At 57.4% G+C, this 24,143-nt stretch carries 19 protein-coding genes; 7 read left to right on the top strand and 12 right to left on the bottom strand.

Annotated elements, in window-relative coordinates:
- Positions 1-16: 16 nt before the first annotated feature.
- The 4 genes from AC2FJC_RS05075 to AC2FJC_RS05060 form a co-directional block, all read right to left on the bottom strand.
- Positions 17-2,434 (bottom strand): GcvT family protein, encoded by a 2,418-nt coding sequence (locus tag AC2FJC_RS05075; protein WP_496738660.1) that lies wholly within the window; start codon positions 2,432-2,434, stop codon positions 17-19.
- Between the two features lie 203 nt (positions 2,435-2,637).
- Positions 2,638-3,948 (bottom strand): HlyC/CorC family transporter, encoded by a 1,311-nt coding sequence (locus AC2FJC_RS05070; RefSeq protein WP_496704331.1) that lies wholly within the window; start codon positions 3,946-3,948, stop codon positions 2,638-2,640.
- A gap of 63 nt (positions 3,949-4,011) precedes the next feature.
- Positions 4,012-4,965 (bottom strand): site-specific tyrosine recombinase XerD, encoded by a 954-nt coding sequence (locus tag AC2FJC_RS05065; protein WP_496738659.1) that lies wholly within the window; start codon positions 4,963-4,965, stop codon positions 4,012-4,014.
- 2 nt (positions 4,966-4,967) lie between these two features.
- Complete coding sequence (locus tag AC2FJC_RS05060) at positions 4,968-6,491, bottom strand: hypothetical protein (protein ID WP_496738658.1); 1,524 nt, start codon at positions 6,489-6,491, stop codon at positions 4,968-4,970.
- Positions 6,492-6,709: 218 nt separating this feature from the next.
- On the opposite strand from AC2FJC_RS05060, the gene AC2FJC_RS05055 reads away from it, so the two are divergent.
- Both AC2FJC_RS05055 and aroB read left to right on the top strand, forming a co-directional pair.
- Entirely contained in the window at positions 6,710-7,297 is a 588-nt protein-coding gene (locus AC2FJC_RS05055) for a shikimate kinase (protein ID WP_496738657.1), read from the top strand.
- A complete protein-coding gene (gene aroB / locus AC2FJC_RS05050) occupies positions 7,298-8,410 on the top strand; it encodes a 3-dehydroquinate synthase (protein WP_496738656.1) in 1,113 nt (370 codons plus the stop codon).
- Here the strand turns inward: aroB and AC2FJC_RS05045 are convergent, their stop codons facing one another.
- Both AC2FJC_RS05045 and ssb read right to left on the bottom strand, forming a co-directional pair.
- On the bottom strand, positions 8,411-9,481 hold the full coding sequence (locus AC2FJC_RS05045; protein WP_496738655.1) for a site-2 protease family protein: 1,071 nt from the start codon (positions 9,479-9,481) through the stop codon (positions 8,411-8,413).
- A gap of 18 nt (positions 9,482-9,499) precedes the next feature.
- The gene (ssb, locus tag AC2FJC_RS05040) at positions 9,500-10,012 is read right to left on the bottom strand and encodes a single-stranded DNA-binding protein (RefSeq protein WP_496738654.1); all 513 of its coding nucleotides are present in this window, start codon (positions 10,010-10,012) and stop codon (positions 9,500-9,502) included.
- A 207-nt stretch (positions 10,013-10,219) separates the two neighbouring features.
- Between ssb and AC2FJC_RS05035 the strand changes: the two genes are divergently transcribed.
- Positions 10,220-10,801 (top strand): lytic transglycosylase domain-containing protein, encoded by a 582-nt coding sequence (locus AC2FJC_RS05035; RefSeq protein ID WP_496738653.1) that lies wholly within the window; start codon positions 10,220-10,222, stop codon positions 10,799-10,801.
- Between the two features lie 62 nt (positions 10,802-10,863).
- Here AC2FJC_RS05035 and AC2FJC_RS05030 read toward each other — a convergent pair whose 3' ends face one another.
- The 5 genes from AC2FJC_RS05030 to miaA form a co-directional block, all read right to left on the bottom strand.
- Positions 10,864-12,951, bottom strand: a complete 2,088-nt coding sequence (locus tag AC2FJC_RS05030) for a dipeptide ABC transporter ATP-binding protein (protein ID WP_496738652.1) — start codon at positions 12,949-12,951, stop codon at positions 10,864-10,866.
- 91 nt (positions 12,952-13,042) lie between these two features.
- The gene (locus AC2FJC_RS05025) at positions 13,043-14,506 is read right to left on the bottom strand and encodes an ABC transporter permease (RefSeq protein ID WP_496738651.1); all 1,464 of its coding nucleotides are present in this window, start codon (positions 14,504-14,506) and stop codon (positions 13,043-13,045) included.
- 12 nt (positions 14,507-14,518) lie between these two features.
- Positions 14,519-15,565, bottom strand: a complete 1,047-nt coding sequence (locus tag AC2FJC_RS05020) for an ABC transporter permease (protein WP_496704324.1) — start codon at positions 15,563-15,565, stop codon at positions 14,519-14,521.
- Between the two features lie 135 nt (positions 15,566-15,700).
- Complete coding sequence (locus AC2FJC_RS05015; RefSeq protein ID WP_496738650.1) at positions 15,701-17,371, bottom strand: ABC transporter substrate-binding protein; 1,671 nt, start codon at positions 17,369-17,371, stop codon at positions 15,701-15,703.
- 327 nt (positions 17,372-17,698) lie between these two features.
- Complete coding sequence (miaA, locus tag AC2FJC_RS05010) at positions 17,699-18,592, bottom strand: tRNA (adenosine(37)-N6)-dimethylallyltransferase MiaA (RefSeq protein WP_496738649.1); 894 nt, start codon at positions 18,590-18,592, stop codon at positions 17,699-17,701.
- 97 nt (positions 18,593-18,689) lie between these two features.
- On the opposite strand from miaA, the gene pyrH reads away from it, so the two are divergent.
- Entirely contained in the window at positions 18,690-19,442 is a 753-nt protein-coding gene (pyrH, locus tag AC2FJC_RS05005) for a UMP kinase (RefSeq protein ID WP_058273777.1), read from the top strand.
- A gap of 54 nt (positions 19,443-19,496) precedes the next feature.
- On the opposite strand, the gene AC2FJC_RS05000 is transcribed toward pyrH, so the two are convergent.
- Positions 19,497-19,874, bottom strand: coding sequence for a VOC family protein (locus AC2FJC_RS05000; RefSeq protein WP_496738648.1), 378 nt, complete (start codon positions 19,872-19,874; stop codon positions 19,497-19,499).
- A 274-nt stretch (positions 19,875-20,148) separates the two neighbouring features.
- Here AC2FJC_RS05000 and AC2FJC_RS04995 point away from each other — a divergent pair, with 274 nt between their 5' ends.
- From AC2FJC_RS04995 to AC2FJC_RS04985, 3 genes are all read left to right on the top strand, one after another.
- A complete protein-coding gene (locus tag AC2FJC_RS04995; protein WP_496738647.1) occupies positions 20,149-21,375 on the top strand; it encodes an aminotransferase class V-fold PLP-dependent enzyme in 1,227 nt (408 codons plus the stop codon).
- A gap of 54 nt (positions 21,376-21,429) precedes the next feature.
- The gene (locus AC2FJC_RS04990; protein ID WP_496738646.1) at positions 21,430-22,854 is read left to right on the top strand and encodes a cryptochrome/photolyase family protein; all 1,425 of its coding nucleotides are present in this window, start codon (positions 21,430-21,432) and stop codon (positions 22,852-22,854) included.
- A 69-nt stretch (positions 22,855-22,923) separates the two neighbouring features.
- A complete protein-coding gene (locus tag AC2FJC_RS04985; protein ID WP_496738645.1) occupies positions 22,924-24,132 on the top strand; it encodes a class I SAM-dependent methyltransferase in 1,209 nt (402 codons plus the stop codon).
- The last annotated feature ends 11 nt before the right edge of the window (positions 24,133-24,143 follow it).

Here is a 24,143-nt window from a genome sequence, read left to right as displayed (position 1 = left end):
CCATGGCCGTCTTTTGTCATCCCCGCGTGCGTGCACCGTCCGCGTCGAACAGTGGTATTGAGATCACGCGCGCCTTGCGCATCTGGCCCAGTATCTCAATCTCGACCTCCAAACCGTCACGTATGCGGTCCGAGGGCAGGAAACCTATTGCGATGGATTTGCCGGCATAATGGGAATACCCGCCCGAGGTGCAGAATCCGACGACCGCACCATCCAGCCAGATCGGCTCATAGGCATTCACGTCAGCGTCGTCTGCATCCACTTCGAACGAGACTAGCTTGCGCGCGGTCCCCTCGGAGCGTTCAAGCTCGGCCGCGGCGCGACCGGTAAAATCGGTGTTCTTCGTGAAGGCGATAAAGCGATCCAGCCCGGTTTCAGCTGCGGTGTAATCGGGGGAAAACTCGCGCATCCACGACCCAAAGAATTTGTCCAGGCGCAGGCTCATCATCGCGCGCATGCCAAAGGGCACCATGCCGTGGGGCTGACCGGCTTGCCAAAGGGTCCACCACAATTGCCGTTGGGCCATCGAATCACAGTAGATTTCGTACCCCAGATCGCCCGTGTAGCTGACCCTTTGAACGATGCAGTCGGTCATACCGATGGTCATGCGGCGAACATCAAGGAACCTGAGGTCAGAAATGTCCTCGCGGGTGCATGCCGCCAGCACTTCTACGGCATTTGGGCCTGCGATCTGGAACCCGTTCAATCGGTCGGAAACATTTTCAATGGAAACGCCGTCTTCCTGATGTTGCAGAAACCAACGAATGTGAAAGGCCTGACTGCCATATGAAGCAGTCAACTGGAATTCGGTCTCGCTCAGGCAAGAGACAGTGAAGTCCCCGATTAGCTTGCCCTTATGCGACAGCATCGGCGTCAGAGACAACCGCCCCGGTTTTGGAATTCGCCCGGCCATGATCCGATCCAGCCAAATTCGTGCGCCGGGACCAGTGATGCGGTACTTGCCGAAGTTGTGGACTTCATTGATACCTACGCCGTTGCGAACAGCGCGAACCTCGCGGCCTGTGGCATCGAACGCATCCGAGCGTCGGAACGAGGGCGTTTCATAGCCCGGCTCATCGCCTTGCGCAAAATAGTTCGCAACCTCCAGCCCGTATTGCTGACCCCAAACCGCGCCCAGATCGCTGAAGATATCGTACATCGGGGTGGTCCGGTTCGGACGCGCGGCCGGCAGTTCTTCGTTGGGGTAGGCGACGCTAAAGCGTTTCTGATAGTTCTCGATCACCTTCGGGCGCGTATAGCCAGGCCCGATCCAGTCGCCGAAGCGGGCGACATCCATGGCGAACACATCGCGCTCAGGCTCTCCTTCGATCATCCATTGCGCCAACGTCAGGCCAACCCCGCCGCCCTGACTGAACCCGGCCATCACACCACAGGCGGACCAATAGTTGCGCATGCCCGGCACCGGCCCGACGAGTGGGTTGCCATCGGGCGCAAAGGTAAACGGTCCATGGATTACCGATTTGACACCAGCCTCGGCCAGAACGGGGAAGCGTTTGTAGGCAAATTCGATACTGTCGGTGATCTTGTCATAATCGTCAGGCAGCAATTCGTGGCCGAACTCCCACGGTGTGCCATCGACAGCCCAGGGTTTGCAGGGCTGTTCATAGAACCCAATACACAGCCCGCGCCCTTCCTGCCGCAGATAGCTTTCTCCGGCGGGATCCATCACATGCGGATGCTCGCCGCCAGCGTCGATGATCGCCTCGATCTGAGAGATCGAGTCTGTCACCAGATACTGGTGTTCCATCGGGTGTAGCGGGAAATAGACGCCCGCCATCGCGCCAACCTCGCGCGCCCAAAGGCCACCGGCATTGACGATGTGTTCGGCATGGATCGTACCCTTGTCGGTAACGACATCCCATGTCCCGTCAAGGCGCTGGATGGTTTCGCGTACCATGCAGTGCGTTTCGATGGTTGCACCTCCCATCCGGGCCGCCTTGGCGTAAGCATGGGTGGTCCCCGACGGGTCCAGATGACCGTCCAGAGGATCATAGAGTGCACCGATGATCCCGTCGGTGTTGGTGATCGGAGCGATCTTTTTGATCTCATCCGGGCCAACGATTTCGGTTTCCAACCCCATGAAGCGATGCTTGGCGCGTTCTGCCAGCAACATGTCGAACCGATCCTGATTATCTGCCAGCGTCACTCCGCCCACATGATGCAGACCGCAGGACATGCCGGTAATCTCTTCCAGCTCTTTATACAGCCGGATCGTATATCCCTGCAGCGCCGCCATGTTGGTGTCACCGTTCAGGGTGTGAAACCCGCCCGCCGCGTGCCAGGTTGACCCGCTGGTCAGCTCGGACCGTTCCAACAGCATCACGTCAGTCCACCCCAGCTTGGTCAGGTGATAGAGTACGGAACATCCAACGACTCCGCCGCCGATGACTGCAACTTGGGTTGTGAGTTTCATGCACATCTCCTGATGGCTATGCCGTCAGTCTCAATAGGAAAGCGGCCTTTGCAATAGCTTCAGCGACAGAAAGTGTCGCGGAAGGCGATCCGGGTTCAGCACCTGCTGGCGACGCCAAACAGGAAGGATACGGTGGTTGTCCAAAAGAAAACCGGCGCTCGGATCAGAACGCCGGTGGATTCTTGCAGTTCTTTGGGTTGTCCTCAGAGAGGTCGAACTTTCAGTTCGGTGATCCGGTTGCCTTGACGTTTTGTCACCTCAAAGCGGAAGCCGTGAAAGGAAAAGACCTGACCGACGGTTGGGATCATCTGCGCTTCGTGAATGACCAGACCGGCGATGGTATTTGCCTCATCGTCGGGCAGGGACCAATCCATCGCGCGGTTGGCGTCGCGGATCGTGGTGGCCCCTTCAACCAGAAACTGCCCATCTTCGGTTCGGGTCACGGATACGTCTTCGTCGATGTCGAACTCGTCCGCGATCTCGCCCACGATTTCCTCGAGGATATCCTCAAGTGTGATCAGCCCGCGCAGCGAACCGTATTCATCCACCACCAGCGCAAAGTGGCTGTGCATCCGCAGGAATTCGCGCATCTGATCGTCCAGAGTGGTGGTTTCCGGAACAAAATAGGGGTCGTTCGCGACCTTGAGGATGTCGAATTCTTTCAGTCGGTTATCAGCGTTCTCACTGCCGCCGGCATGGGCGTACATCGCGCGGAACAGGTCTTTGGCGTGGACGACACCCACAATGTTTTCTTGCTCATCCCGAAACACGGGCAGGCGGGTGTGGCTGCTTTTCAGACATTGCTGAAGGATGGCCTCGGGCGAAGCGTCTGCATCGATCATCTCAATATTCGAGCGGTGCAACATGATCTCTTCAACCGTACGATCGCCCAGATCAAGCGCGCCAAGGATACGGTCGCGGTCTTCCTTTTCGACCACGCCTTCGGAATGACCAAGCTGCAATGCCCCGGCGATTTCCTCGCGCACGGCGAGAATGTTGCTGTCCGGGTCGATCTGGACGCCGAACAGGCGCAGAACACCGCGTACCAGTAGGCGCACGGCTGCAACGATCGGCGAAAACACCGTCACGACGACGCCGATGATCGGTGCCACGGCTGCGGCCGCTTTTTCCGAATTGGTGATCGCGTAGGTCTTGGGAAGAACCTCGGCAAAGATCAGGACCAGAAGGGTCATCACCAGCGTTGCCAACGCAACTCCGCTTTCACCGAACAGCCGTGTGAAAAGCGCGGTCGCCAGCGACGCGGCAAGGATGTTGACAAGGTTGTTGCCCAACAGGACCGAGCCGATCAGCCGTTCATTGTCGTCGGTGATTTCCAGCGCCTTTTGCGCGCCGCGTGAACCCTTGTCGGCCTGCGCACGCAGTTTTCCACGCGACGAGGCGGTCAATGCCGTTTCAGAACCCGAGAAAAAGCCCGATAGGACAAGCAAAAGTAGAATGGCGCCTGTGGTAAACCAGAATGCGCCGTCGATCAGAGAAGCAGAAGAGGGTTCCATCGGTCCTTGGTTGTTCGTGATACTGCATCCGTTATGGGGGTGCGCATGCTGTGGATCAAGGGGTTAGCCGTCGTCATCGCCGTCTTTCGCCAGCGGGTGATGCTGCAACACAAGCTCTGACAGGCGTTCGTCCAGGACATGGGTGTAGATTTCCGTGGTCGCCACGTCGGCATGGCCCAGCAGGGTCTGGATCGACCTCAGATCAGCGCCATTGGCAAGAAGATGCGTGGCAAAGGCATGGCGCAGGGTGTGTGGCGTCACTTTTTCCGGCGAAACGCCACCTTCTACGGCCAGTTCCTTGACCAGCAGAAAAAACCTGTGCCGGGTCAGATAGCCGGATTTGCCGCGAGACGGAAACAGGAACTTGGAACGCTGAGCACCGTCTGCAACCTGCTTGTCCTCAGCCTCGTCCCTGATAAGCAACCACGCTGCCAACGCATCGCGCGCCGGAGGGGACAGTGGCACCATCCGTTCCTTGCCACCTTTGCCCAGCACAAGCAGCATCCGGGGGTCACCTCTGGCGGAAGAGACCGGCAGCGAAACCAATTCAGTTACCCGCATGCCCGTGGCGTACAGAACCTCCATCAGGCAGGTATTGCGCACCCGTTCTGCATCCTTGCGACCGGTGCGGCGCGCGGCCTCAAGCAAACGATCGACTTCGGCGACATCCAATGTTTTGGGCAGCCGTTTTTGCCGACCAGGGCCTTTGATCTGAATGGCGGGGTTAGCTTCAAGCCAACCTTCTTCAAAGGCGAACCGAAACAGTTGCTTGATCGCCGACAACCGACGTGCGCGCGTTGAACGAGACAGGCCCTGTGCGTCGCAGTCTATCAGGAATTGTTCGATTTGTTCTCTTTGTGTGTCAGGAAAACCTATCTTTCGACGCTCCAACCAGGCCGAGAATTCTTTCAGATCGCGGCCATAGGCCAGCAGCGTGTTGGTCGCAGCGCCCAATTCAGCGGCCTGAGCTTGTAAAAAGGTGGAAATCCACAAGTCCTGCGTCGCTGGGGCTACCACGATCAACTGCCCTGCAGGATCAGCAAGTTCAGCGCGGCGCGGCGGGCGGTGTCCTCAAGACCCACACGGCGGAGCGTCGCAATGGCTGCTGTCAAATCGACTAGGTTGCCGCGCGACCCATGCGCGAACCGGCCCATGGCCTCCAAAACCGCCTCACCCAATTGATCATTGTCCAGCATCGTTTCGATGTTCGACGGGACCGGAGCAGCCCATGCAAATCCCTGCGCAACCGCATCCGCCAGTGGTGAAGGAGAACGCGCACGCCCCGGATCGCCTTGTGCTAAAGCTGCTAGAAAATGACTTTCGTCGGATTGATCAGGCACAGAAAGGGCCGCTGTTTCATACAGTTCGGACAACAGAAGGATACGCCAGCGCAGCTGTTCCGCCGACGTATCCGTCAGCTCTGTCTGCGACAGGCGTTCTGCGAACAATTCTGCAAAGGGTACCTCTAATCCGATCAGGCGCATTTGCGCCCACACGGTCTTCAAAGCCCGAGCGATTTTCTCGGGATCGCGTGCATCCAGCGCGGATTCGAACCGTTGCACGGCCGAGACCCTGTCCCAAACTGCGCCGGACGCGGCCGGAGAGCGCTCGGTATACAAGCCCAGCAACTGGTTGGGGGTCAGCGCGCCGATCCGGGTCAACCGCTCAGCCGCTTCGATCTGCGCTTTCCACCCGGCTACGTCCCGCAAGTCGGCATTTGCAAAGGCACGGGGCAGAGGGGCCGATGGTAGGCGCTCTCCGATGGCCTCAAACAGGCGAAAGGTCAACGGGCTGGGATCATCGGGCTGTGGCAGGTATTCGGCATCTTCAAACAACTCAGGGCTGAGAAAGCGATCCAAGACATCCAGCTCGTCAGACGGGAGTATTTGCAATGCGTGCGCTGCTTCCAGCGTGAGGGCGGCTGATGGCCAGTCTCCGCGCCGCGCCTTGCAGAAAATTTGCGCGGCGTAGTCCTGTGACAGGTGTGGTTTTGCGATCAGGGACGTACAGCTGCGATCCTCGTCTCCGGTAAGTAAAGTGGCGTCAAACCAGCGCTGAAACCTGTCGCGTGTGTCGGTCGGACCGGCCAGTTGGACCAGCGATTGCGCCGGGTCGGCTGCGCCAAGCTGCATCAATCGGTCTATGCGGGCCAATAGTAGCGTTTCCTCGGCGCCGGAACCGGCAGGCGCGCGGGCCTCGGACAGGATCAACGTAAACAGCAAACGCTGCATCGCGGGATTATAGCGAACCGGCACATCGGTGATCAGCTCAGCCAGCCTGTCTGCATCACTGTTTTGCCAAAGGTGCACCGGCAGGCCAGTTACAGACGACGACACCAGTCCCAACGGCTGTGACAGCGCCTCAAGCGGAGAGACTTGGATATCCGGCTGAATGCCCGTCTCCGTGACCGGTGGTTCCAAAAGGACCGTTCCCGGCAGGTTTTCGGGCGGGTCCGTCAGCCAATCGATGACGGAAAGAGGAGCCTGTTGCGCCTGCGCTGATCCAGCCAGCAGCAATGCAGCCAGTGCGGCTTTATTCAACATTCAGGATTACCGGCTCTCGGATCTCGTCTTGCGGGGCAGAGAAATCCACCCCAAATATCGGACCCAGATAAGCATATCCCACCAGCCCGACAAAACTCAGGCAAACAATATATATCAAGAACTTGATCAGACGGCCCATTGCTCAACGCTGCCCCAATTTTGTCTTTTGCCATAGTTATAGCTGGCATTTTTCGTAAGATCACGTCATTCACGTTTAAATGAGCGAAATTAAGCATAACACCCACACAGAAGGGACTGATGCGGTCTTTGAACTGCACAAAACCGTCGTTCTTGTTGGCATGATGGGGGCCGGAAAGACGGCTGTAGGCCGTGCATTGGCCGCAAGGTTGGGCGTTCCGTTCCTAGACAGTGACGCCGAGATCGAATCGGCCGCCAATATGACCATCCCCGAGATTTTCGAGCGTGACGGTGAGCCGTTCTTTCGTGCCAAGGAAAGTCAGGTCATTGGGCGTCTGCTGGACGAGGAAAAAGGCATCCTGTCCACCGGCGGCGGCGCGTTTCTGTCTGAGCTGAATCGCCAGATGATCACCGAACGCGGGGTCTCAGTTTGGCTGCGTGCTGATTTGAAGGTGTTGTGGAACAGGGTCAAACACAAGGACACGCGACCGTTGCTACGCACGGCCGACCCTTATGCGACCTTGCGCGCCTTGTATGAGGCCCGCGTCCCGGTTTATGCGCAAGCAGGTCTGACGGTCGAGTCCGATGGCGAAACCTCGATTGAAAATATGGTGGACCGGGTGGTGGAGTCGATGTTGACGCGCCCCGACGTATTGGAACGGAAGTAAATGCACCAAACCGTACATGTAGAGCTGGGCGAACGCTCGTATGACGTGGAAATAGGGCCCGACCTGCTGGCACAATCCGGCACGATGATTGCGCCCTTGCTGCACCGGCCCAAGGTCGCCGTTCTGACGGATGAGAACGTGGCCGGGTTGCACCTTGATGCGTTGCGGGATGGTCTGGCAACAGCTGGTATCGAGATGACCTCGCTGGCCTTGCCCGCGGGCGAAGCCACCAAAAGCTGGCCGCATTTCGAACGAGCGGTTGAGTGGCTGTTGTCGGAAAAAGTCGAACGCCGCGATGTGGTCATCGCCTTGGGTGGCGGGGTCATTGGTGATCTTGCGGGATTTGCTGCGGCCGTTTTGCGGCGCGGAGTCCGTTTTGTCCAGATACCGACCTCGTTGCTGGCGCAGGTGGATAGTTCTGTGGGCGGAAAAACCGGCATCAACGCACCACAGGGCAAGAACCTGATTGGGGCATTCCATCAGCCGTCTCTGGTTCTGGCGGACACTTCGGTTCTGGGCACGATGACTCAGCGGGATTTCCTGTCGGGCTATGGCGAGGTGGTCAAATACGGCCTGCTGGGCGATGCTGCGTTCTTTGAATGGCTCGAAGCTAATGGTCCCGACGTTTCGGGTGGCGATATGGCCGCGCGTGTGCGGGCGGTGACACGCTCGGTTCAGATGAAAGCCGACATCGTAGCCCGCGATGAGACAGAGCAGGGCGACCGTGCGCTGCTGAACCTTGGGCACACTTTCTGTCACGCGCTCGAAGCGGCAACCGGGTATTCGGATCGTCTGCTGCACGGTGAAGGCGTAGCCATCGGCTGTGCGCTGGCGTTTGGGCTATCCTCACGTCTTGGGCTGTGCTCACAGGAGGAGCCAAGCCGTGTTCGGGCGCACTTGCGTTCAATGGGAATGAAAACCGATCTGGCGGACATTCCCGGAGATCTGCCGGGTGCCGCGGCACTGGTTGATCTGATGGCGCAGGACAAAAAGGTCATCGACGGCCAGCTTCGGTTTATTCTGGCCCGCGGGATCGGGCAGGCGTTCGTAACTTCGGACGTCCCAAGGGACGCTGTATTGTCCGTGCTGGAAGACGCATTGGCGACGGTCTGATCAGCGTCCGCGGATCACCATCAATTCACCAATGTTTTCGCGGGTGATGTAGCCAACCATTGTCCCGGCCTGCGTGCAAACCGCAACGGCGGGCGCACCCTTGTGTAGCTTCTCCAGCACGGTTTCCAAGCCGGTGGTCAATTCAACGCGCGGGATCTCGGTTTCCATGATCGAAGTTGCGAGATTTGACCGAGGTGCCTCTTGCGCCATGGCAGTGAACAGCGTGCCGCGTGCTATAAAGCCCAAAAGATCTCCATTCGGACCCAACACGGGGAATTCGTGTTGCGTGGTGTGAATGACGGCCTGTGCGGCGGTTGCAAGCGTGTCGGTGGGCGATAGGGCGTGAAACTCGGTAATCATCGCGTCGCGGGCCAGCACCCGCCGCGCGACTGAGCGCATGGCCACATCGTGGCTTTCCGCATTGGCAGCGACGAACACGAAGACGGCGATCAAAACCAGCAGGGGGTTACCAGTGCTCAACCCAAGAAAGCCAAACGCCACCGCCACGACCTGACCCGCAAGGGCGGCGATACGTGTGGCTTTTACCCGGTCCATCTTCAGACACAACAGCGCGCGGAATACCCGGCCGCCATCCATAGGGAAGGCCGGGATCATGTTGAATACGGCCAGCAACAAATTCACATAGGCCAGCCGGTTCAACAGTCCGGCACTGGTCGAATCGATCCGGGTCAGGGAGTCCAGTGTCATTCCGGCCCCCATGGCCATCAAAACGATCCAGATCACAATATTCACTGCCGGCCCGGCCAGAGCGACCCAGACTTCTTCCATGGGCTTCTCGGGCATCCGTTCTAGCCGGGCGAGCCCGCCGATGGGCAGCAATGTGATGTCAGGGGTTTTGATGCCATAGCGCCGCGCCATCAGCGCGTGGCCAAACTCATGCGCTACAACGCAGGCAAACAGAGCCAGAACAAAGATCAGGTTGTCGATCGCGGCGGGCACCCCGCCTTGGGAATAGGCCGCAAAGGCGACCCAGCCCAGTAGTAGGAAAAAGGTGACATGGACCCTCAGTTCCGACCCCAGTACCCGGCCGAGTGAGAAGGACCATGTCATGTTTCGTCTCCGTTTGCCTTAGAACGGAATCTCGTCGTCGTCGATTCCACCGGATGCAGGTGCAGGGGCAGGGGCGCTGGACTGTCCGCCATAAGGATCGCCATAGCCGCCGCCTGCCTGACCGCCGCCATAGCTGCCTGACTGTCCGCCGCCGTAACCGCCTCCGCCACCGCCTTCACCGCGTGCATCAAGCATAACAAGGGTCGAGCCGAACCCCTGAAGAACAACCTCAGTCGAGTAACGGTCCTGCCCAGATTGGTCCTGCCATTTGCGGGTCTGCAATTGCCCTTCGAGATAGACCTTCGAGCCTTTGCGCAGATATTGCTCCGCCACGCGGACAAGCCCTTCGTTGAAGATCGCGACCGAGTGCCACTCGGTGCGCTCACGACGCTCGCCAGTATTGCGGTCTTTCCAGGTTTCGGATGTGGCGATGCGCAGGTTGCATACTTTGCCCCCGTTTTGGAAATTCCTAACTTCAGGATCGCGGCCAAGATTTCCGACCAGAATGACCTTGTTGACTGAACCTGCCATATATTTCCCCGTTCTTGTCTGTGTCGAGCGCGCCCGAATCTGACGCGAAGTTTCTACGCGACCCTATACGGCCTGCGTCATGGTTAAAACACAGTTGATGTGTGCAACGGTTGGCAAGAAACTACGCAGGTTCTGTTTACCAAGCTTTTATTCTTGCCTGAAATACCTATACTCATTCGGGTTCGAGAGCGAGCGGGATTGGCGTAAATGCGTTTTCAAGTTGGTTGTTTTTCTGTTCTGTGCCTTGCGCTGGTTTCGGGTCCGGCAGCAGCGGACACTCTGTCCACCAAAAGCCGCAAGGACATCTTCCTCAAACAATCCAAGATTCTGGACTCGCGCGCAGCCACTCAATACCGCGATTCTGAACGGCTGAAGCCCAAAACAGCGCAGCCAACTCAAGTCATCAAGCGATATAATGGTAAATATCGCGGCCAATACCTGGCGCTGGCGCGGCAAGCAGCCCGGAAACACAGTGTCCCGGAAGAGTTGTTTTTGCGACTGGTGCAACAGGAAAGCGGATGGAACCCGCACGCGGTGTCTCACAAAGGAGCACTGGGTCTGGCGCAACTGATGCCTGGAACCGCGCGCCTTTTAGGTGTGAACCCGCATGATCCGAAGCAAAATCTGGAAGGCGGGGCCCGTTATTTGTCATGGCAGTATCGCAAATTCAAATCCTGGCGTCTGGCGCTGGCGGCTTATAACGCCGGTCCGAAAGCCGTGGAAAAACACGGTGGCGTACCGCCCTACAAAGAAACCCAGAACTATGTGAAAGTGATCTGGGGCGGTTGATCACCAGCCAACCCAAGTCAGAAAAGAACCGGCGCTGTGGCCGGTTCTTTGCGTTTGGGCTGTTACTCGGCCGCGATTTTGATGACCGGCTCCATGCGGGCCAGAACTTCTTCGGACAGATGGCATTTGACCTGATGGCCGTCCGCCAGAGTTTTTACCGGCGGCACATCTTTCTCGCACAGCCCACCCGGCACTTCGGATTTCCAGCGACAGCGCGTCTGGAAAGGGCACCCCGGGGGTGGGTTCATGGCCGAGGGGATGTCACCATCCAGAACGATATGCGCTTTTTCAACCGACGTATCCGCGATGGGAACAGCACTCAGCAGAGCCTCGGTATAGGGGTGATAGGGCGGCGAGAACACCTGGTCGGTGGTCCCCAGCTCGACCACGTGGCCCAGATACATCACCATCACCCGGTCGCTGAGATAGCGCACAATCGACAGATCATGGCTGATGAACAGCAAGGTGGTCTTGTGTTCGCGCTGAATCTCCATGAGCAGGTCGGTCACCGCCGCCTGTACAGACACATCCAAAGCCGACACAGGTTCGTCCGCAACAACGATCCGCGCATCGCCGGCAAAGGCGCGCGCGATACCGACGCGCTGTTTCTGTCCGCCGGACAACTGGCGCGGCATCCGCTCGGCAAAGGCGCGCGGTAGCTTCACCAAGTCCAACAATTCCAGCATGCGCTGTTTTCGCTCAGCCTCGGAATTTCCCACGCCAAAGATTTCCAGCGCGCGGATGATCTGTCGCCCAACGGTCATCGAGGGGTTCAGAGTGTCAAACGGGTTCTGGAACACCATTTGAACTTCGCCCACGGTCTTGGCGTCACGTTCTTCGATCGGCACATCTTCGATGTTGCGGTTGTCCAGCAGGATTTGCCCGTCGGTGGCTGTTTCCAGCCCCATCAACACTTTGGCAAAGGTGGATTTACCGCACCCGGATTCGCCCACGATGGCTAGCGTCTCGGATTCATGAGCCTCAAAGCTCAGTGTTTCGTTGGCTTTGACCACCTTTTTCTCACCGCCCCCGAACAACGCATTGGCGGCTACTTCATAGTACTTTTTGAGGTTGTCCATTTTCAGGACAACACGGCCGATTTCACCTTTTTCCTTCTTGTCCGCCAAAGTGATTGGGGCATTCCAGTCAATCTCTTTGTACTTCAAACAGCGCGTGTGGTGGCGGTCATTGCCGGGTACTGGCTCCATCAGAATGTTCTGCGCGTCGCAACGGCCTTCTTCGAAATAGTCGCAGCGTGGGCCAAAGTTACAGCCTGACGGACGTTCGTGGGGCAGGGGGAAGTTCCCGGGAATAGCCACCAACGGGCGAGCGTTCTTGTCTGCCCCCGGCAACGGGATCGAGCGGAACAGCGCTTGCGTATAGGGGTGCTGCATCTCGTCGAACACATCGTGGATCGAGCCGCGCTCGACTGCCTCACCCGAATACATCACGCAAAGCCGGTCACAGGTTTCCAGAACCAGACCAAGGTTGTGCGAGATGAACAGCATCGAGGTGCCGTATTTCTTGCCCAGATCCTTGACCAGTTCGACTACGGCGGCTTCAACCGTCACGTCCAGTGCAGTAGTCGGTTCATCCAGAATCAACAGCGCCGGTTTCGACATCAGCGCCATCGCGATCACGATACGCTGCTGCTGCCCCCCTGACAGCTGATGGGGGAACGAATTCAGCATCCGCTCGGGGTCGGGCAGGCGTACGTCCGTCACCACTTCCAAAGCCCGTGCATAGGCCTCTTCTGCGCCGACTCCCTCGTGGATCATCGGCACTTCCATCAATTGCTTGCCGATCTTCATCGCCGGGTTCAGCGAGGCCATCGGTTCCTGATAGATCATCGCGATCTCATTGCCGCGGATATCGCGCAATTCATCCGCGCTCATTTCGGCCAGATCGCGCCCTTTGAACTTGATCGAACCGCCGACAACCCGCCCGTTCTTGCCAAGGTCCTGCATGACCCCAAGTGCCACAGTGGACTTGCCACAACCGGATTCCCCTACCAATCCAACAGCCTCGCCGGGCTGCACGCTGACCGAAAAATCCATCACGGCGGGAATTTCCCGAAGGCGGGTGAAGAAAGAAATCGAAAGCTTGTCGATCTCAAGAATTGGGCCGTCATATTCCGCCAATTTGTTCATCTTGTATCTCCTCGCGAGAGTCCGGGGATCCCCTTCATCTGGCTAAAAATATCCTTGGGGTCCGGGGGCAAAGCCCCCGGTCACTCTCACATCAGTCCTTCAGGCTTTCTTCGCGCAGGCCATCTGCCAGCAGGTTCAGACCAAGAACCAGCGACAGCAAGGCAAAGGCAGGCGGAAGGGCAGGGTGCAGATAGATCGAAAGTAGCTTGCGCCCTTCATTGATCGTAGAGCCCCAATCCGGGCTTTCCGGTGGAAGGCCCAACCCGAAGAAACCCAAGGTTCCCAACAGGATCGTGGTATAGCCGATACGCAGACAGAAATCGACGATCAGCGGGCCACGTGCATTGGGCAGGATCTCCCACAGCATGATGTACCACGGGCCTTCGCCACGGGTCTGTGCCGCCGCCACGTAATCCCGCGTTTTGATGTCCAGCGCGAGGCCGCGCACGATGCGGAACACCGTAGGCGAGTTCACGAAGACCACCGAGACGAACACCACAAGAATCCCGCCTGGGATATCGAACAGGTCCAGATAGGTCGGCAGACCCCAAATGCTGTAGTCATCCGTGTTGATGACGTAACCACCGGTCGAAATCAGCGACAGATACAACCACAGCGCGATACCGAGAACCCCGATCAATAGCGGAGTGCGGAAATTCGGGCGGGTATAATACCGCGAGTTTAGCAGAACGCCGATAAACAGTATCGGGAACACGAACAAAACGGCCGCCATATAGTTCGGCACACCTGTCGCCACGATTTCCGGCGTGACCAGCAAGTAGAACAGCAGGATGACCGGGAAAGCCAGGATCAGATTGGCAAGGAAGGACAGGAACGTGTCCAGACGTCCGCCATAGTACCCGGCTGGCAGACCCAGAGTGATCCCGACCATAAATGCGAACATGGTCGCAAGCGGAGCGATCTGAACCACGATCCAAGCACCTTTGACCATTCGGCTAAAGACGTCGCGGGCAAGGTTGTCGCCGCCCAGAAGGTACCAAGCATACTCACCTTCTTCGGGACTTGGCAGTGGTGTTCCCGGCACTTTGTTCTTCATGCCCGATACCTGAACCAACGGGTCATGAGTGATGATCAGATCCAGCGCACCGAAGATGCCGGTGAAGACCCAGAACATCACAAGGCCAAAACCGATCATGCCGATGGGGCTGTCGAACAGTTTGCCGTAAAGGCCGAGGCGACGTTTGAAGGCAATCGACATTGCAAACAGGATGATCAGCGACAACCACACAGGAAGAAACTGCTGCGAGATCGCTCCGATTATCCCGGCACTGGTCCCCATCAGGATGCCAAGCACGATGTAGGCCAAGGCAAGCGCGACACAGGCGGAAAAGCTGTATCTCAGGGCCTTTTGTGTTAGCCCACGTAGCCCGTTGCCGCCGCTTATGGTGCCGTCGATATTCACGCTCATCGGGGATTCGGGCAGCACAATGCTTCCGATAATCCAAACGACGATTGATACGATCAACGCGGCAAGCGCGATCATCAGGAAAGGGTTCAGAATGGCGATAGAGCCGGTCCAGCTTAGAGGTTCCATGATCTATCTCCCTTAAGAAATACGGATGCGCGGGTTGAGGTAGACATAGCCGATATCGGAGATCAGCTGCGTCACCAGCACGACAAAGACCGACACGACCGAAATCGCCAGCAAGAGCTGAATGTCGTTGTTGCCTGCAGCCTGTACCAGTGCCCAACCGAAACCTTTGTAGTTGAACAGGGTTTCAACAATCACCACGCCATTCAGCAGCCATGGGAACTGCAGCATGATGACGGTAAAGGGCGCGATCAGCGCGTTTCGCAGCGCGTGCTTCATAACGATGTTGCCAAAGGAAACACCTTTAAGCCGCGCGGTTCGGATGTACTGCGCCGTCATGACCTCGGTCATCGACGCGCGGGTCATCCGGGCGATATAGCCCATCCCGTACAGTGAGATGGTCAGTACCGGCAGGAAGAAGTTCTCGAAGGTTGGGTTGTCCATCGCTGACGTCGCCGTGCCCTTGAACCATTTCAGGCCGACGGTCGACGAGGTGAAGATCGCGATGAAGATCACGCCCGACACATATTCCGGTGTCGCCGTGGTAATGATCGAGAATGTGGACAGGGACCGGTCCAATGCTGATCCTTCGCGCATCCCGGCCAACACACCCACCAGCAGCGCAGATGGCACCATCAGAACCAGAACCCAGAACATAAGATAGCCGGTATTGCCGAGACGTATGCCGACGATTTTGCCGACATCATCCTTGAAAACGGTTGAGTAACCCCAGTCACCCTGCAATACGCCGCAATATCTGGGAGTCGTTTCCTCGGTCGATCCCGGGCGGGTACACGTTCCAAGGAACGTTCCGTCGTCAAGTGTCTTGGAAAAGCCAGGGAGAACGCCCAGCCATTGACCGTACTTGACGAGAGTGGGTTGCAGATAGCCGCGATTGTCCAGCCAGGTCTCAACCTGTTCGTCGGACATCCGCTGGTTGCCCTGCGTTTTCGCAAGCTTTTCCAGGTTCGGGTAGAGGTTGGTCAGAAAAAAGACCACGAAAGTCAGGCACAATGCAGTAAGAAGCATGACGCCGAACCGTCGGAGGATGAATAGTCCCATGATGGCCCCTGTTGTTCGGGTGTTCCGCAGATCATTGGACCATTGTCTGGCCTCGGACATCCGACCCCGTGTCGGCCTGTCTGCGGCTGGAAAGGGGCGCCCTGATCAGGCGCCCCCATTAACGTCTGGCAGATTTTAAGCCGCCCAGCCCCACTTATAGTGGTGATGTTCGAAGGACACGTGCTGGTCCGTACCGACCAGACCTTCCTTCATGTGGCGATAGGTCGAACGCCAGTATGGCTGGACTGAGATGCCTTCTTCCTGAATCATTGCCTCGCCTTTGGCGACGATCTCGCGGCGTTTGTCAGCGTCTGCGATGGCCAGAGCTTCGGCGAGAAGGGCATCAAACTCGGCATTTGCCCAGCCGAATTCATTCCAAGCTTCGCCAGACTTGTATGCCAGCGCCCAGATTTGCACGCCGAGAGGGCGGTGGTTCCAGTTGGTTGAGCTGTAGGGGTATTTTGCCCAGTCGTTCCAGAAGGTGTTACCCGGCAGAACGGTCCGTTTGACCTTGATCCCCGCGTCACGAAGCTGCGCCGCGACGGCGTCGGTGGTGTTCCGGCGCCAGTCATCGTCGATCGAAAGCAGTTCGTGCTCGAAATCGATCATTCCGGCTTCTTCCATCAGCGCGCGTGCGCCTTCCGGGTCAACTTTCTGCTTGGGCAGTTCGTAGTAATCCGGGTGGATTGGGCCGACATGATGGTTCTCGGCAGGTACGCCCCGTCCGCCATACCCCAACTCCAGACAGATCGAATTGTCGACAGCCATCTGCAGAGCCTGACGCACACGCTTGTCTTCGTATGGCTTCTTACCGTCAATTTCAGCCAGCTGGTTCGGTCGGATGACGATGGTGTTCATCGTCACAACTTCGGACTTCACATAGCCGAGGCTGTCCATCACATCGATGAATTCACCAACCGATTCATACAGCATGTCGACTTCGTCGGATTCCAATGCTGCCAGCCAAGCCGACGGGTCGGTGCCGTAGTCAATGTAGACGATGCTGTCCAGCGCCGGGCGACCAAAGATCTCTTCGCCCCACCAGGTGTGGTTCTCGTTGCGGACGAGGGTCGCTTTTACGCCGACTTCCAGTTCCTGAACCAGGTACGCACCGGTGCCCACGTTGTTGAGCAGATCAGTTTCACTGAACGAGCTGTGTACGATAGCCGCCGGATAATCCGACATGCCCGCGATCAGCGAGATGTCGGACGTCGGAAGGTTCAGTTTGACCGTGTTTGCATCGACTACTTCGATTGCGCCCTCGATCGCCTGACCCGAATCCGCGTCGATCAGTGTTGCAAAGCGACCAGCCATCGAGTTGGTTTCCGAGTTCTTGTCGCACCAACGTCCGATGTTGCGCGCAACGTCCTCGGCGGTGAAGTCGTCACCGTTGTTCCATTTAACGCCCGGGCGGACTTTCAGAGTGTAAACGGTTGCGTCATCGTTGACTTCCCAGCCCTCCAGCAACATGCCACGGAACGTACCGTCCGAGTTGTACTCGACCAGATACTCGAGCGTGCCACGGGTCACGTTCGCGATCTGCGACCAGTCATAGGTGCGTGGGTCCTTCAGGGCGCGCACTTCCTGCTGAACGCGCAGGGTGCCGCCTTCTTTTTTGGCGTCTTCACCGGCCGCACGCGCCGGGGCGGCCAGTCCGATCATGCCATAGGCTGCGGCAGCGGTGACCCCGAGACCGGTGGTGCGGGTCAAAAATTCGCGCCGGTTCAGTTTGCCGTCCCGATATTCCTGTGCGTGCATTTCTGCCGCCCAGTGCGTCGGTGCTCCGGTCATTGTCTGATTATTCATTAACGTTACTCCCTGTGAGTCAGTATTTTTTTGGATGAAGTGTCGAACCGCTCAGGCCGGAATGCTCCGGACGGCAGGTTCTTGGATATTCTGATCTCGGATTCTGGACATCCCCATGGCCGACATTCGGCACCAGAATTTGGGTGAGGTCAATGTTCGAAATCGTCATTAATGATACAAAAACGACATCGGCGGGCCGAGTTTACCGTTGTCAGCTTTGTCAGCCCCAAGAGAATCCTCCAGCAAACTTAGTTTTGAGACTTCGGATTCGCCGCAAATTTATTGAACGTGTAGTAGCGATGGCAGCGACTTCAATCGCGGAAGGTATCACTTTGATAAATCAACCCGATTCCAGCTTTTCATGCGGGCGCGAAACCAGGTGCGCTGTCGTTTGGCGAATTGGCGGGTCGAAATCGTGGCCCGTTCGCGGGCTTCATCCAACGTCATGGTGCCATCGATATAGGCCATCAACTCGGGTACTCCGATGGCTTTGAATGCCGGAAGCGACGGATCATAGCGGTCCCGCATTCTTTCAACCTCGGTCAATGCACCAGTGTTCAACATCAGGTCAAAGCGGCGCGTGATGCGATCCAAAAGCCATTGTTTATCCACGTCGAAAACGATGGGCACTGTGTTCTTCACGTCCAAAACCGGGGGCGGTGTTGCGTCTTGCCAGTCTCTGAGGTTTCGACCAGTGGCTTTCTGCACTTCCCAAGCCCGCTGAACACGGGCACGGTTTCGTGTGTCGATCCGGGCCAGAGTCTGCGCATCCACACCCGCGATCAGAGTCTGCAAGGTCAGGCTGTCCGCCTCGGCCCGGATTTCGGACGGTGTAGGTGGAATATCGGCCATACCTTCGGTCAGCGCAGAAAAATACAGGCCGGTGCCCCCAACAATGATGGGGCGTGCGCCGCCGGTCAGCAGCGGTTTCACCTCGCGCAGCCAATGGCCGGTGGAATAGTCCTGATCATATGAGATATGGCCATACAGAAGATGCGGCGCGCGGGCTTCCTCTTCAGCAGACGGGCGGGCTGAAATCACGCGCCAGCAATCGTAGACCTGGCTGGCATCGGCATTCACGATGACACCACCGAACTGCTCGGCGATCAACAGGGCAAGGGCGGACTTTCCAGAGGCGGTGGGGCCTGCAATCAACACTGGTTTGTCGTCGGGAATTGGGGGCAGGCGGTCCAATATCTGCGATCTTGCGGGTTCGGTCATCTCGGACTGCCTCATTCCTTACCAATCGCATTGAACCTGCGCCGGTTTTGCTTCATTTTGCGCCTGAAAATAAACCCGTGCCAGCCCGGAGCGCAACATGACCATTTCCCCGACCACCGACACCGCCGAAACCACAAAGGCAAGGTATGATCGCGTAATGCTTAAAATCTCGGGCGAGGCGCTTATGGGCGATCAGGGGTTCGGCCTGCATCCGCCCACAGTTCAGCGCATCGCGCAAGAGATCAAATCGGTACACGATTTGGGTGTCGAGATCTGCATGGTGATTGGCGGCGGCAATATCTTCCGCGGTCTCAGCGGATCGGCACAGGGGATGGAACGGACTACGGCTGATTACATGGGCATGCTGGCAACGGTCATGAACGCGCTGGGGATGCAGTCCGCGTTGGAAGAAATCGGCGTTTTCACCCGGGTAATCTCAGCCATCCGCATGGACGAGGTGTGCGAGCCCTATATTCGCCGTCGCGCCGTGCGCCACCTTGAGAAAAAGCGGGTCTGCATCTTTGCTGCCGGAACCGGAAACCCGTATTTCACCACCGACACCGCCGCGACCCTGCGCGCCAACGAAATGGCATGTCAGGCGATCTTCATGGGTAAGAATGGTGTCGATGGTGTTTATGACAAGGACCCCAAGGAACACGCAGATGCCGTGCGGTACGACACCGTCAGCTATGACGATGTTCTGGCCAAACGCCTGCGGGTCATGGATGCGTCGGCCATTGCGCTGGCCCGCGACAACAATCTGCCGCTGATTGTCTTCGGGCTGGACGAACCTGGCGGGTTCCGGGGCATTCTGGCGGGCGAAGGGACCTACACCAAAGTTCAGGGTTAACGCTGGCCTCAACGTGCAGGATCAGGCCGGGCTAGGTTGCCCGGCCTTTTTCGCTTAGGTGCCTTCAAAGAAGCCCACGGAGTTGCCATCGGGATCCGTCGCATAGAAGAACCGACCGGCCGGTATTTGGATCGGGTCGGAAATGACTTTCCCACCTGCTGTTTCTACCCGCTTCATTACGTCCTCCAGGGCGCCATCTGCAGCCAGATGTAATGTTGGGCCGTGACCTTGTTGCGCAGGTTTGCCGGGATAAAGGTGCAGCGCGACACCGGTGCCGGGATCGGCGGGTTTGAAAACAGCCATGGGGTTTGGGGCATTCGGGTCAAGCTCGAGTGTTGCGCCGGTCACTTGCGCATAAAAGGCGATGGCCTTCTCCATGTCCTGTACGGGCAATTCGCCCCACACAAGAAAGTCCTTGGGTTTGTAACTCATGTTCGTCCCTCACAATCGTTGGAATGTGGACACTGTGCCAAATCCTGATGACAGATTCTGACACCAGCGGCGATGCTTGACCGAGTTGCGATCGTCAGGTTATCTGAGCCCGTCACAGGAGCAGGAGGATATCTGTCCCTGGGGCTGCCGCCGAACCATAAACTTGTGACTGGATCGCGGCTTGGCTGGAAGACCTGCCATGTTTTCGGAGCGGTCCGGGATCATGAAAGGACCGACAATCAGGACGTGGACAAAAACCAGGGAGAGAGGCGGGATGACATCCCTTGATATCGATTTTGTACGTGGGCAGTTCCCCGCGTTTTCCGAGCCCAGCCTGCAAGGGCAGGCATTCTTCGAAAATGCTGGTGGGTCATACACTTGCAAGCCAGTGCTCGATCGCCTGATGCGGTACTACACCCAGCGCAAAGTTCAACCTTATGCCCCCTATGAGGCCAGCCGTCTGGCGGGTGAGGAAATGGACGAAGCCCGCGCACGCATGGCGGCCATTTTGGGTGTTGAAACGGATGAGCTGAGCTTTGGCCCTTCGACCACGCAGAACACCTATGTCTTGGCGCAGGCTTTTCGCCAATGGATGCAACCGGGCGAGGCCATCGTGGTCACCAATCAGGATCACGAGGCAAATTCAGGTCCGTGGCGGCGGCTAGCGGACGAGGGGATCGAAATCCGCGAATGGCAGATTGATCCCGAAACCGGCTCGCTGAACCCGATGGACCTAGAAAACCTGCTGGACGAAAATGTTCGTCTGGTGTGCTTTCCCCATTGCTCGAACGTGATCGGAGAGATCAACCCGGTGACTGAGATCACCGCGATTGCTCATGCCGCGGGGGCATTTGTGTGCGTGGACGGGGTGTCCTATGCGCCACACGGGTTTCCGAATGTGGGTGATCTGGGACCGGATATTTATCTGTTTTCGGCCTACAAAACATACGGACCGCATCAGGGGTGTATGGTCATCCGGCGTACGCTAGGGGAAATGTTGCCGAACCAGGGGCACTACTTCAACGGCGACGTGCTGTACCAACGGTTTACTCCGGCGGGGCCGGACCATGCCCAGATCGCGGCCAGCGCGGGGATGGCGGATTACATTGATCTGCTGTGCGACCATCATGGCGGGCCAACCGGCGAAGCGGCCGAGCGTGGTTCATTCGCCCATGATCTGATGCGCTCGCACGAGGTCGCATTGCTGCAACCGGTTTTGGACGCGGTCAAAGACCGCAACGCCGTCCGCCTGATCGGAACATCCGATGCCAACCGCCGCGCGCCGACTGTGGCCCTGGCGCTGAACCGCAATGCGGAAGCCGTTGCCGCCGATCTGGCTGGATATGGCGTCATGGCTGGTGGCGGAGATTTCTATGCCGTGCGTCCGTTAACCGCGATGGGGGTCGATCTGGATCAAGGCGTGCTGCGGGTCAGTTTCACGCACTATACGTCTCAACAGGAAATTGATCAGCTTTTGAATGCACTAGACGACGTTTTGTGATCCAATTCCGCTTCTGCTTCGTAACCGAACAAAGAAGAAAAGAGCAGGGCGGACATGGAACAACAGCGGTCACCGATCATCATGTGGTTCCGACGGGATTTGCGCCTGTCGGACCATCCTGCACTGAGCGCCGCGGTTGAGAGCGGGCGACCGATCATTCCAGTTTTCATTCTGGACCACACGGTCCAGGCTTTGGGCGCAGCACCGAAATGGCGGCTTGAATTGGGCCTTAAGGCTTTTGCACGGACGCTAGAGCTGTCTGGCAGCCGCCTGATCTTGCGTCAAGGGGATGCGCTGACCGTTCTGCGGCAGCTTGTCATCGAAACTGGTGCAAGCAGCGTTTACTGGACCCGCGCATATGACCCTGACGCCATTGCCAGAGATACGAAAATCAAGACGGCGCTGACCGACCAGAATGTCACCGTTACATCCTTCGCCGGCCATCTTTTGTTCGAGCCTTGGACCGTGGCGACGAAAACAGGGCAGCCGTTCCGCGTGTTCACGCCGATGTGGCGTTCAGTGCGCAGCCGCGACGTTCCGATGCCCAGCGATGCTGTGGCCCATCTCAGATCGCCTGCGACGTGGCCTGTTTCCGAAAATCTTCAAGATTGGCATCTGGGCGCGCAGATGCGCCGCGGAGCATCCGTGGTCACACCCCATGTCCGACCGGGCGAAACCGCAGCTTTTGAGGCGTTGCATCAATTTCTGGACCGCATCGCCGCCTATTCAGATCATCGGGATCGTATGGACTTGGACGGAACATCTAACCTGTCCGAGTATCTGTCTTTAGGTGAAATAGGCCCACGCAGTGTCTGGCACGCAATTCAGCGGGCCGGGATGACGGGAGTTCGGGGGGGCGAACCCTATTTGCGCCAATTGGTCTGGCGCGAATTTGCTTATCACCTGATGTATCATACTCCATACTTGGTCAGCGGAAATTGGAAGCCGGAGTGGGATAGATTTCCTTGGAACACTGATGCGGACCAGCCCGAAGTTCTCGCTTGGAAGCAGGCGAAAACTGGCGTCCCGGCAGTCGATGCCGGGTTACGGCAGATGTATGTGACCGGGCGAATGCACAATCGAGCCCGGATGATTGTTGCGAGTTACCTGACCAAGCATCTGATGACCCATTGGAGAATTGGCATGGATTGGTTCGCGGATTGTCTGGTCGACTGGGACCCGGCGGCAAACGCGATGGGCTGGCAATGGGTTGCAGGGTCGGGGCCCGATGCCTCGCCATTCTTTCGCATCTTCAATCCGCAAACACAGCAGGAAAAGTTCGATCCGCAATCGGACTTCGTTCGGCAATGGATTGCCGAGGGGCAGAGCAATCCACCGGCAACAGCACTGGCGTATTTTGATGCGGTTCCGAAGTCATGGAACCTCAGCTCAGAGGACCCATACCCGCAACCCGTTGTCTCTTTGGCAGCCGGTCGGGCGCGGGCATTGGCGGCCTATGAGGGCCGAAAAAACCAGTAACGAATTGAAAACTTGCCACAAACACAAACTCGGCCTAGCCTGTTTGCGCGGCCGCACAGGGGAGAGCGGATGACTTTGATGACCACCGAGGGGCAGAAAGACCTGCCCAGATACTTTGCGCAAGTATTCAAAATGGTTAGCCGGATGCAGTCTGGCCGATTGGACATCGGACTGCCGGATGGTCGTGTCTTCCGAACCGAGGGCACCAAACCCGGGCCGGTTGCGCGTGTGGATATCCACAATCCAGACGTTTTTGCCCGCCTGGTCCGCGAAGGTGAACTTGGTTTTTCTGACGCATATCTGGAAGGTGACTGGAGTACGCCGGACCTGCGATCCTTTATGGACCTGGTGCATGTGGGCAATGAAACGGTCTATGATGATTTCACCGGCAAAGTTCTCGTGCAGATGTATGAGCGGCTACGATTCTGGTTGCACCGCAATAACCGGACACAGGCCAAAAAGAACATCTCGTACCATTATGATCTGGGCAATGATTTCTATGGTTTGTGGCTTGACGACACGATGACCTATTCCAGCGCTCTGTTCGAAACAGGGCAGGAAAGTCTGGAAAAGGCGCAGACCGCAAAATATGCCAGTCTGGTTGATGAAATGGGCGCAAAACCCGGAGATCATATTCTTGAGATTGGCTGTGGCTGGGGCGGCTTTGCTGAATACGCTGCAAAAGAGCGTGGCCTGCGGGTCACAGGTCTGACGATCAGTCAAGAACAGTTGAAGTTTGCCAGGCAGCGTATTGAAAATGCTGGCCTTTCGAATTTGGTTGAATTCAAATTGCAGGATTACCGGGATGAGCGTGGGCAGTACGACGGAATCGCATCGATCGAGATGTTCGAAGCGGTAGGTCAAAAGTACTGGCCTGTGTATTTCGACACTGTGCGTGAGCGATTAAAACCCGGGGCGCAAGCGACGTTGCAAATTATCACTGTCGCGGATCATCGATGGGATGTTTATCGTAACGGCATTGATTTCATTCAGAAATATATTTTCCCGGGCGGCATGCTTCCGGCGCCGTCCGTATTGAAGGAACAAGTTGCTCAGGCGGGTTTGAAAGTCGTCAATTCGAAAGAATTTGGTAAAAGCTATGATCTGACCCTGCGCCGCTGGTATGACACGTTCAACGACAAGTGGGACGAAATCTCGGAAATGGGCTTTGATGAGCGTTTTCGCCGCATGTGGAATTATTATTTGACCGCCTGCGGAGCAGCCTTTGACACCGGCAATTGCGATGTGACACAGATCACTATAGCGAAACCGAGTTAAGGAACGGACTT

This window comes from Ruegeria sp. CDSB117 (assembly GCF_059611005.1).
The sequence above is the reverse complement of the archived record's forward strand: the minus strand, read 5'-3'. Positions and strand labels throughout refer to the sequence as shown.

Excerpts from the sequence above, each read along its gene's own strand:
- AC2FJC_RS04990 (WP_496738646.1), top strand. The coding sequence starts at position 21,430 with ATGGAACAACAGCGGTCACCGATCATCATGTGGTTCCGACGGGATTTG.
- AC2FJC_RS05000 (WP_496738648.1), bottom strand. The coding sequence starts at position 19,874 with ATGAGTTACAAACCCAAGGACTTTCTTGTGTGGGGCGAATTGCCCGTA.
- AC2FJC_RS05035 (WP_496738653.1), top strand. The coding sequence starts at position 10,220 with ATGCGTTTTCAAGTTGGTTGTTTTTCTGTTCTGTGCCTTGCGCTGGTT.
- ssb (WP_496738654.1), bottom strand. The coding sequence starts at position 10,012 with ATGGCAGGTTCAGTCAACAAGGTCATTCTGGTCGGAAATCTTGGCCGC.
- AC2FJC_RS04985 (WP_496738645.1), top strand. The coding sequence starts at position 22,924 with ATGACTTTGATGACCACCGAGGGGCAGAAAGACCTGCCCAGATACTTT.
- AC2FJC_RS05025 (WP_496738651.1), bottom strand. The coding sequence starts at position 14,506 with ATGGAACCTCTAAGCTGGACCGGCTCTATCGCCATTCTGAACCCTTTC.
- AC2FJC_RS05055 (WP_496738657.1), top strand. The coding sequence starts at position 6,710 with ATGAGCGAAATTAAGCATAACACCCACACAGAAGGGACTGATGCGGTC.
- AC2FJC_RS05015 (WP_496738650.1), bottom strand. The coding sequence starts at position 17,371 with ATGAATAATCAGACAATGACCGGAGCACCGACGCACTGGGCGGCAGAA.
- AC2FJC_RS04995 (WP_496738647.1), top strand. The coding sequence starts at position 20,149 with ATGACATCCCTTGATATCGATTTTGTACGTGGGCAGTTCCCCGCGTTT.
- AC2FJC_RS05020 (WP_496704324.1), bottom strand. The coding sequence starts at position 15,565 with ATGGGACTATTCATCCTCCGACGGTTCGGCGTCATGCTTCTTACTGCA.
- AC2FJC_RS05060 (WP_496738658.1), bottom strand. The coding sequence starts at position 6,491 with ATGTTGAATAAAGCCGCACTGGCTGCATTGCTGCTGGCTGGATCAGCG.
- AC2FJC_RS05030 (WP_496738652.1), bottom strand. The coding sequence starts at position 12,951 with ATGAACAAATTGGCGGAATATGACGGCCCAATTCTTGAGATCGACAAG.
- AC2FJC_RS05070 (WP_496704331.1), bottom strand. The coding sequence starts at position 3,948 with ATGGAACCCTCTTCTGCTTCTCTGATCGACGGCGCATTCTGGTTTACC.
- miaA (WP_496738649.1), bottom strand. The coding sequence starts at position 18,592 with ATGACCGAACCCGCAAGATCGCAGATATTGGACCGCCTGCCCCCAATT.
- AC2FJC_RS05045 (WP_496738655.1), bottom strand. The coding sequence starts at position 9,481 with ATGACATGGTCCTTCTCACTCGGCCGGGTACTGGGGTCGGAACTGAGG.
- AC2FJC_RS05075 (WP_496738660.1), bottom strand. The coding sequence starts at position 2,434 with ATGAAACTCACAACCCAAGTTGCAGTCATCGGCGGCGGAGTCGTTGGA.
- pyrH (WP_058273777.1), top strand. The coding sequence starts at position 18,690 with ATGACCATTTCCCCGACCACCGACACCGCCGAAACCACAAAGGCAAGG.
- aroB (WP_496738656.1), top strand. The coding sequence starts at position 7,298 with ATGCACCAAACCGTACATGTAGAGCTGGGCGAACGCTCGTATGACGTG.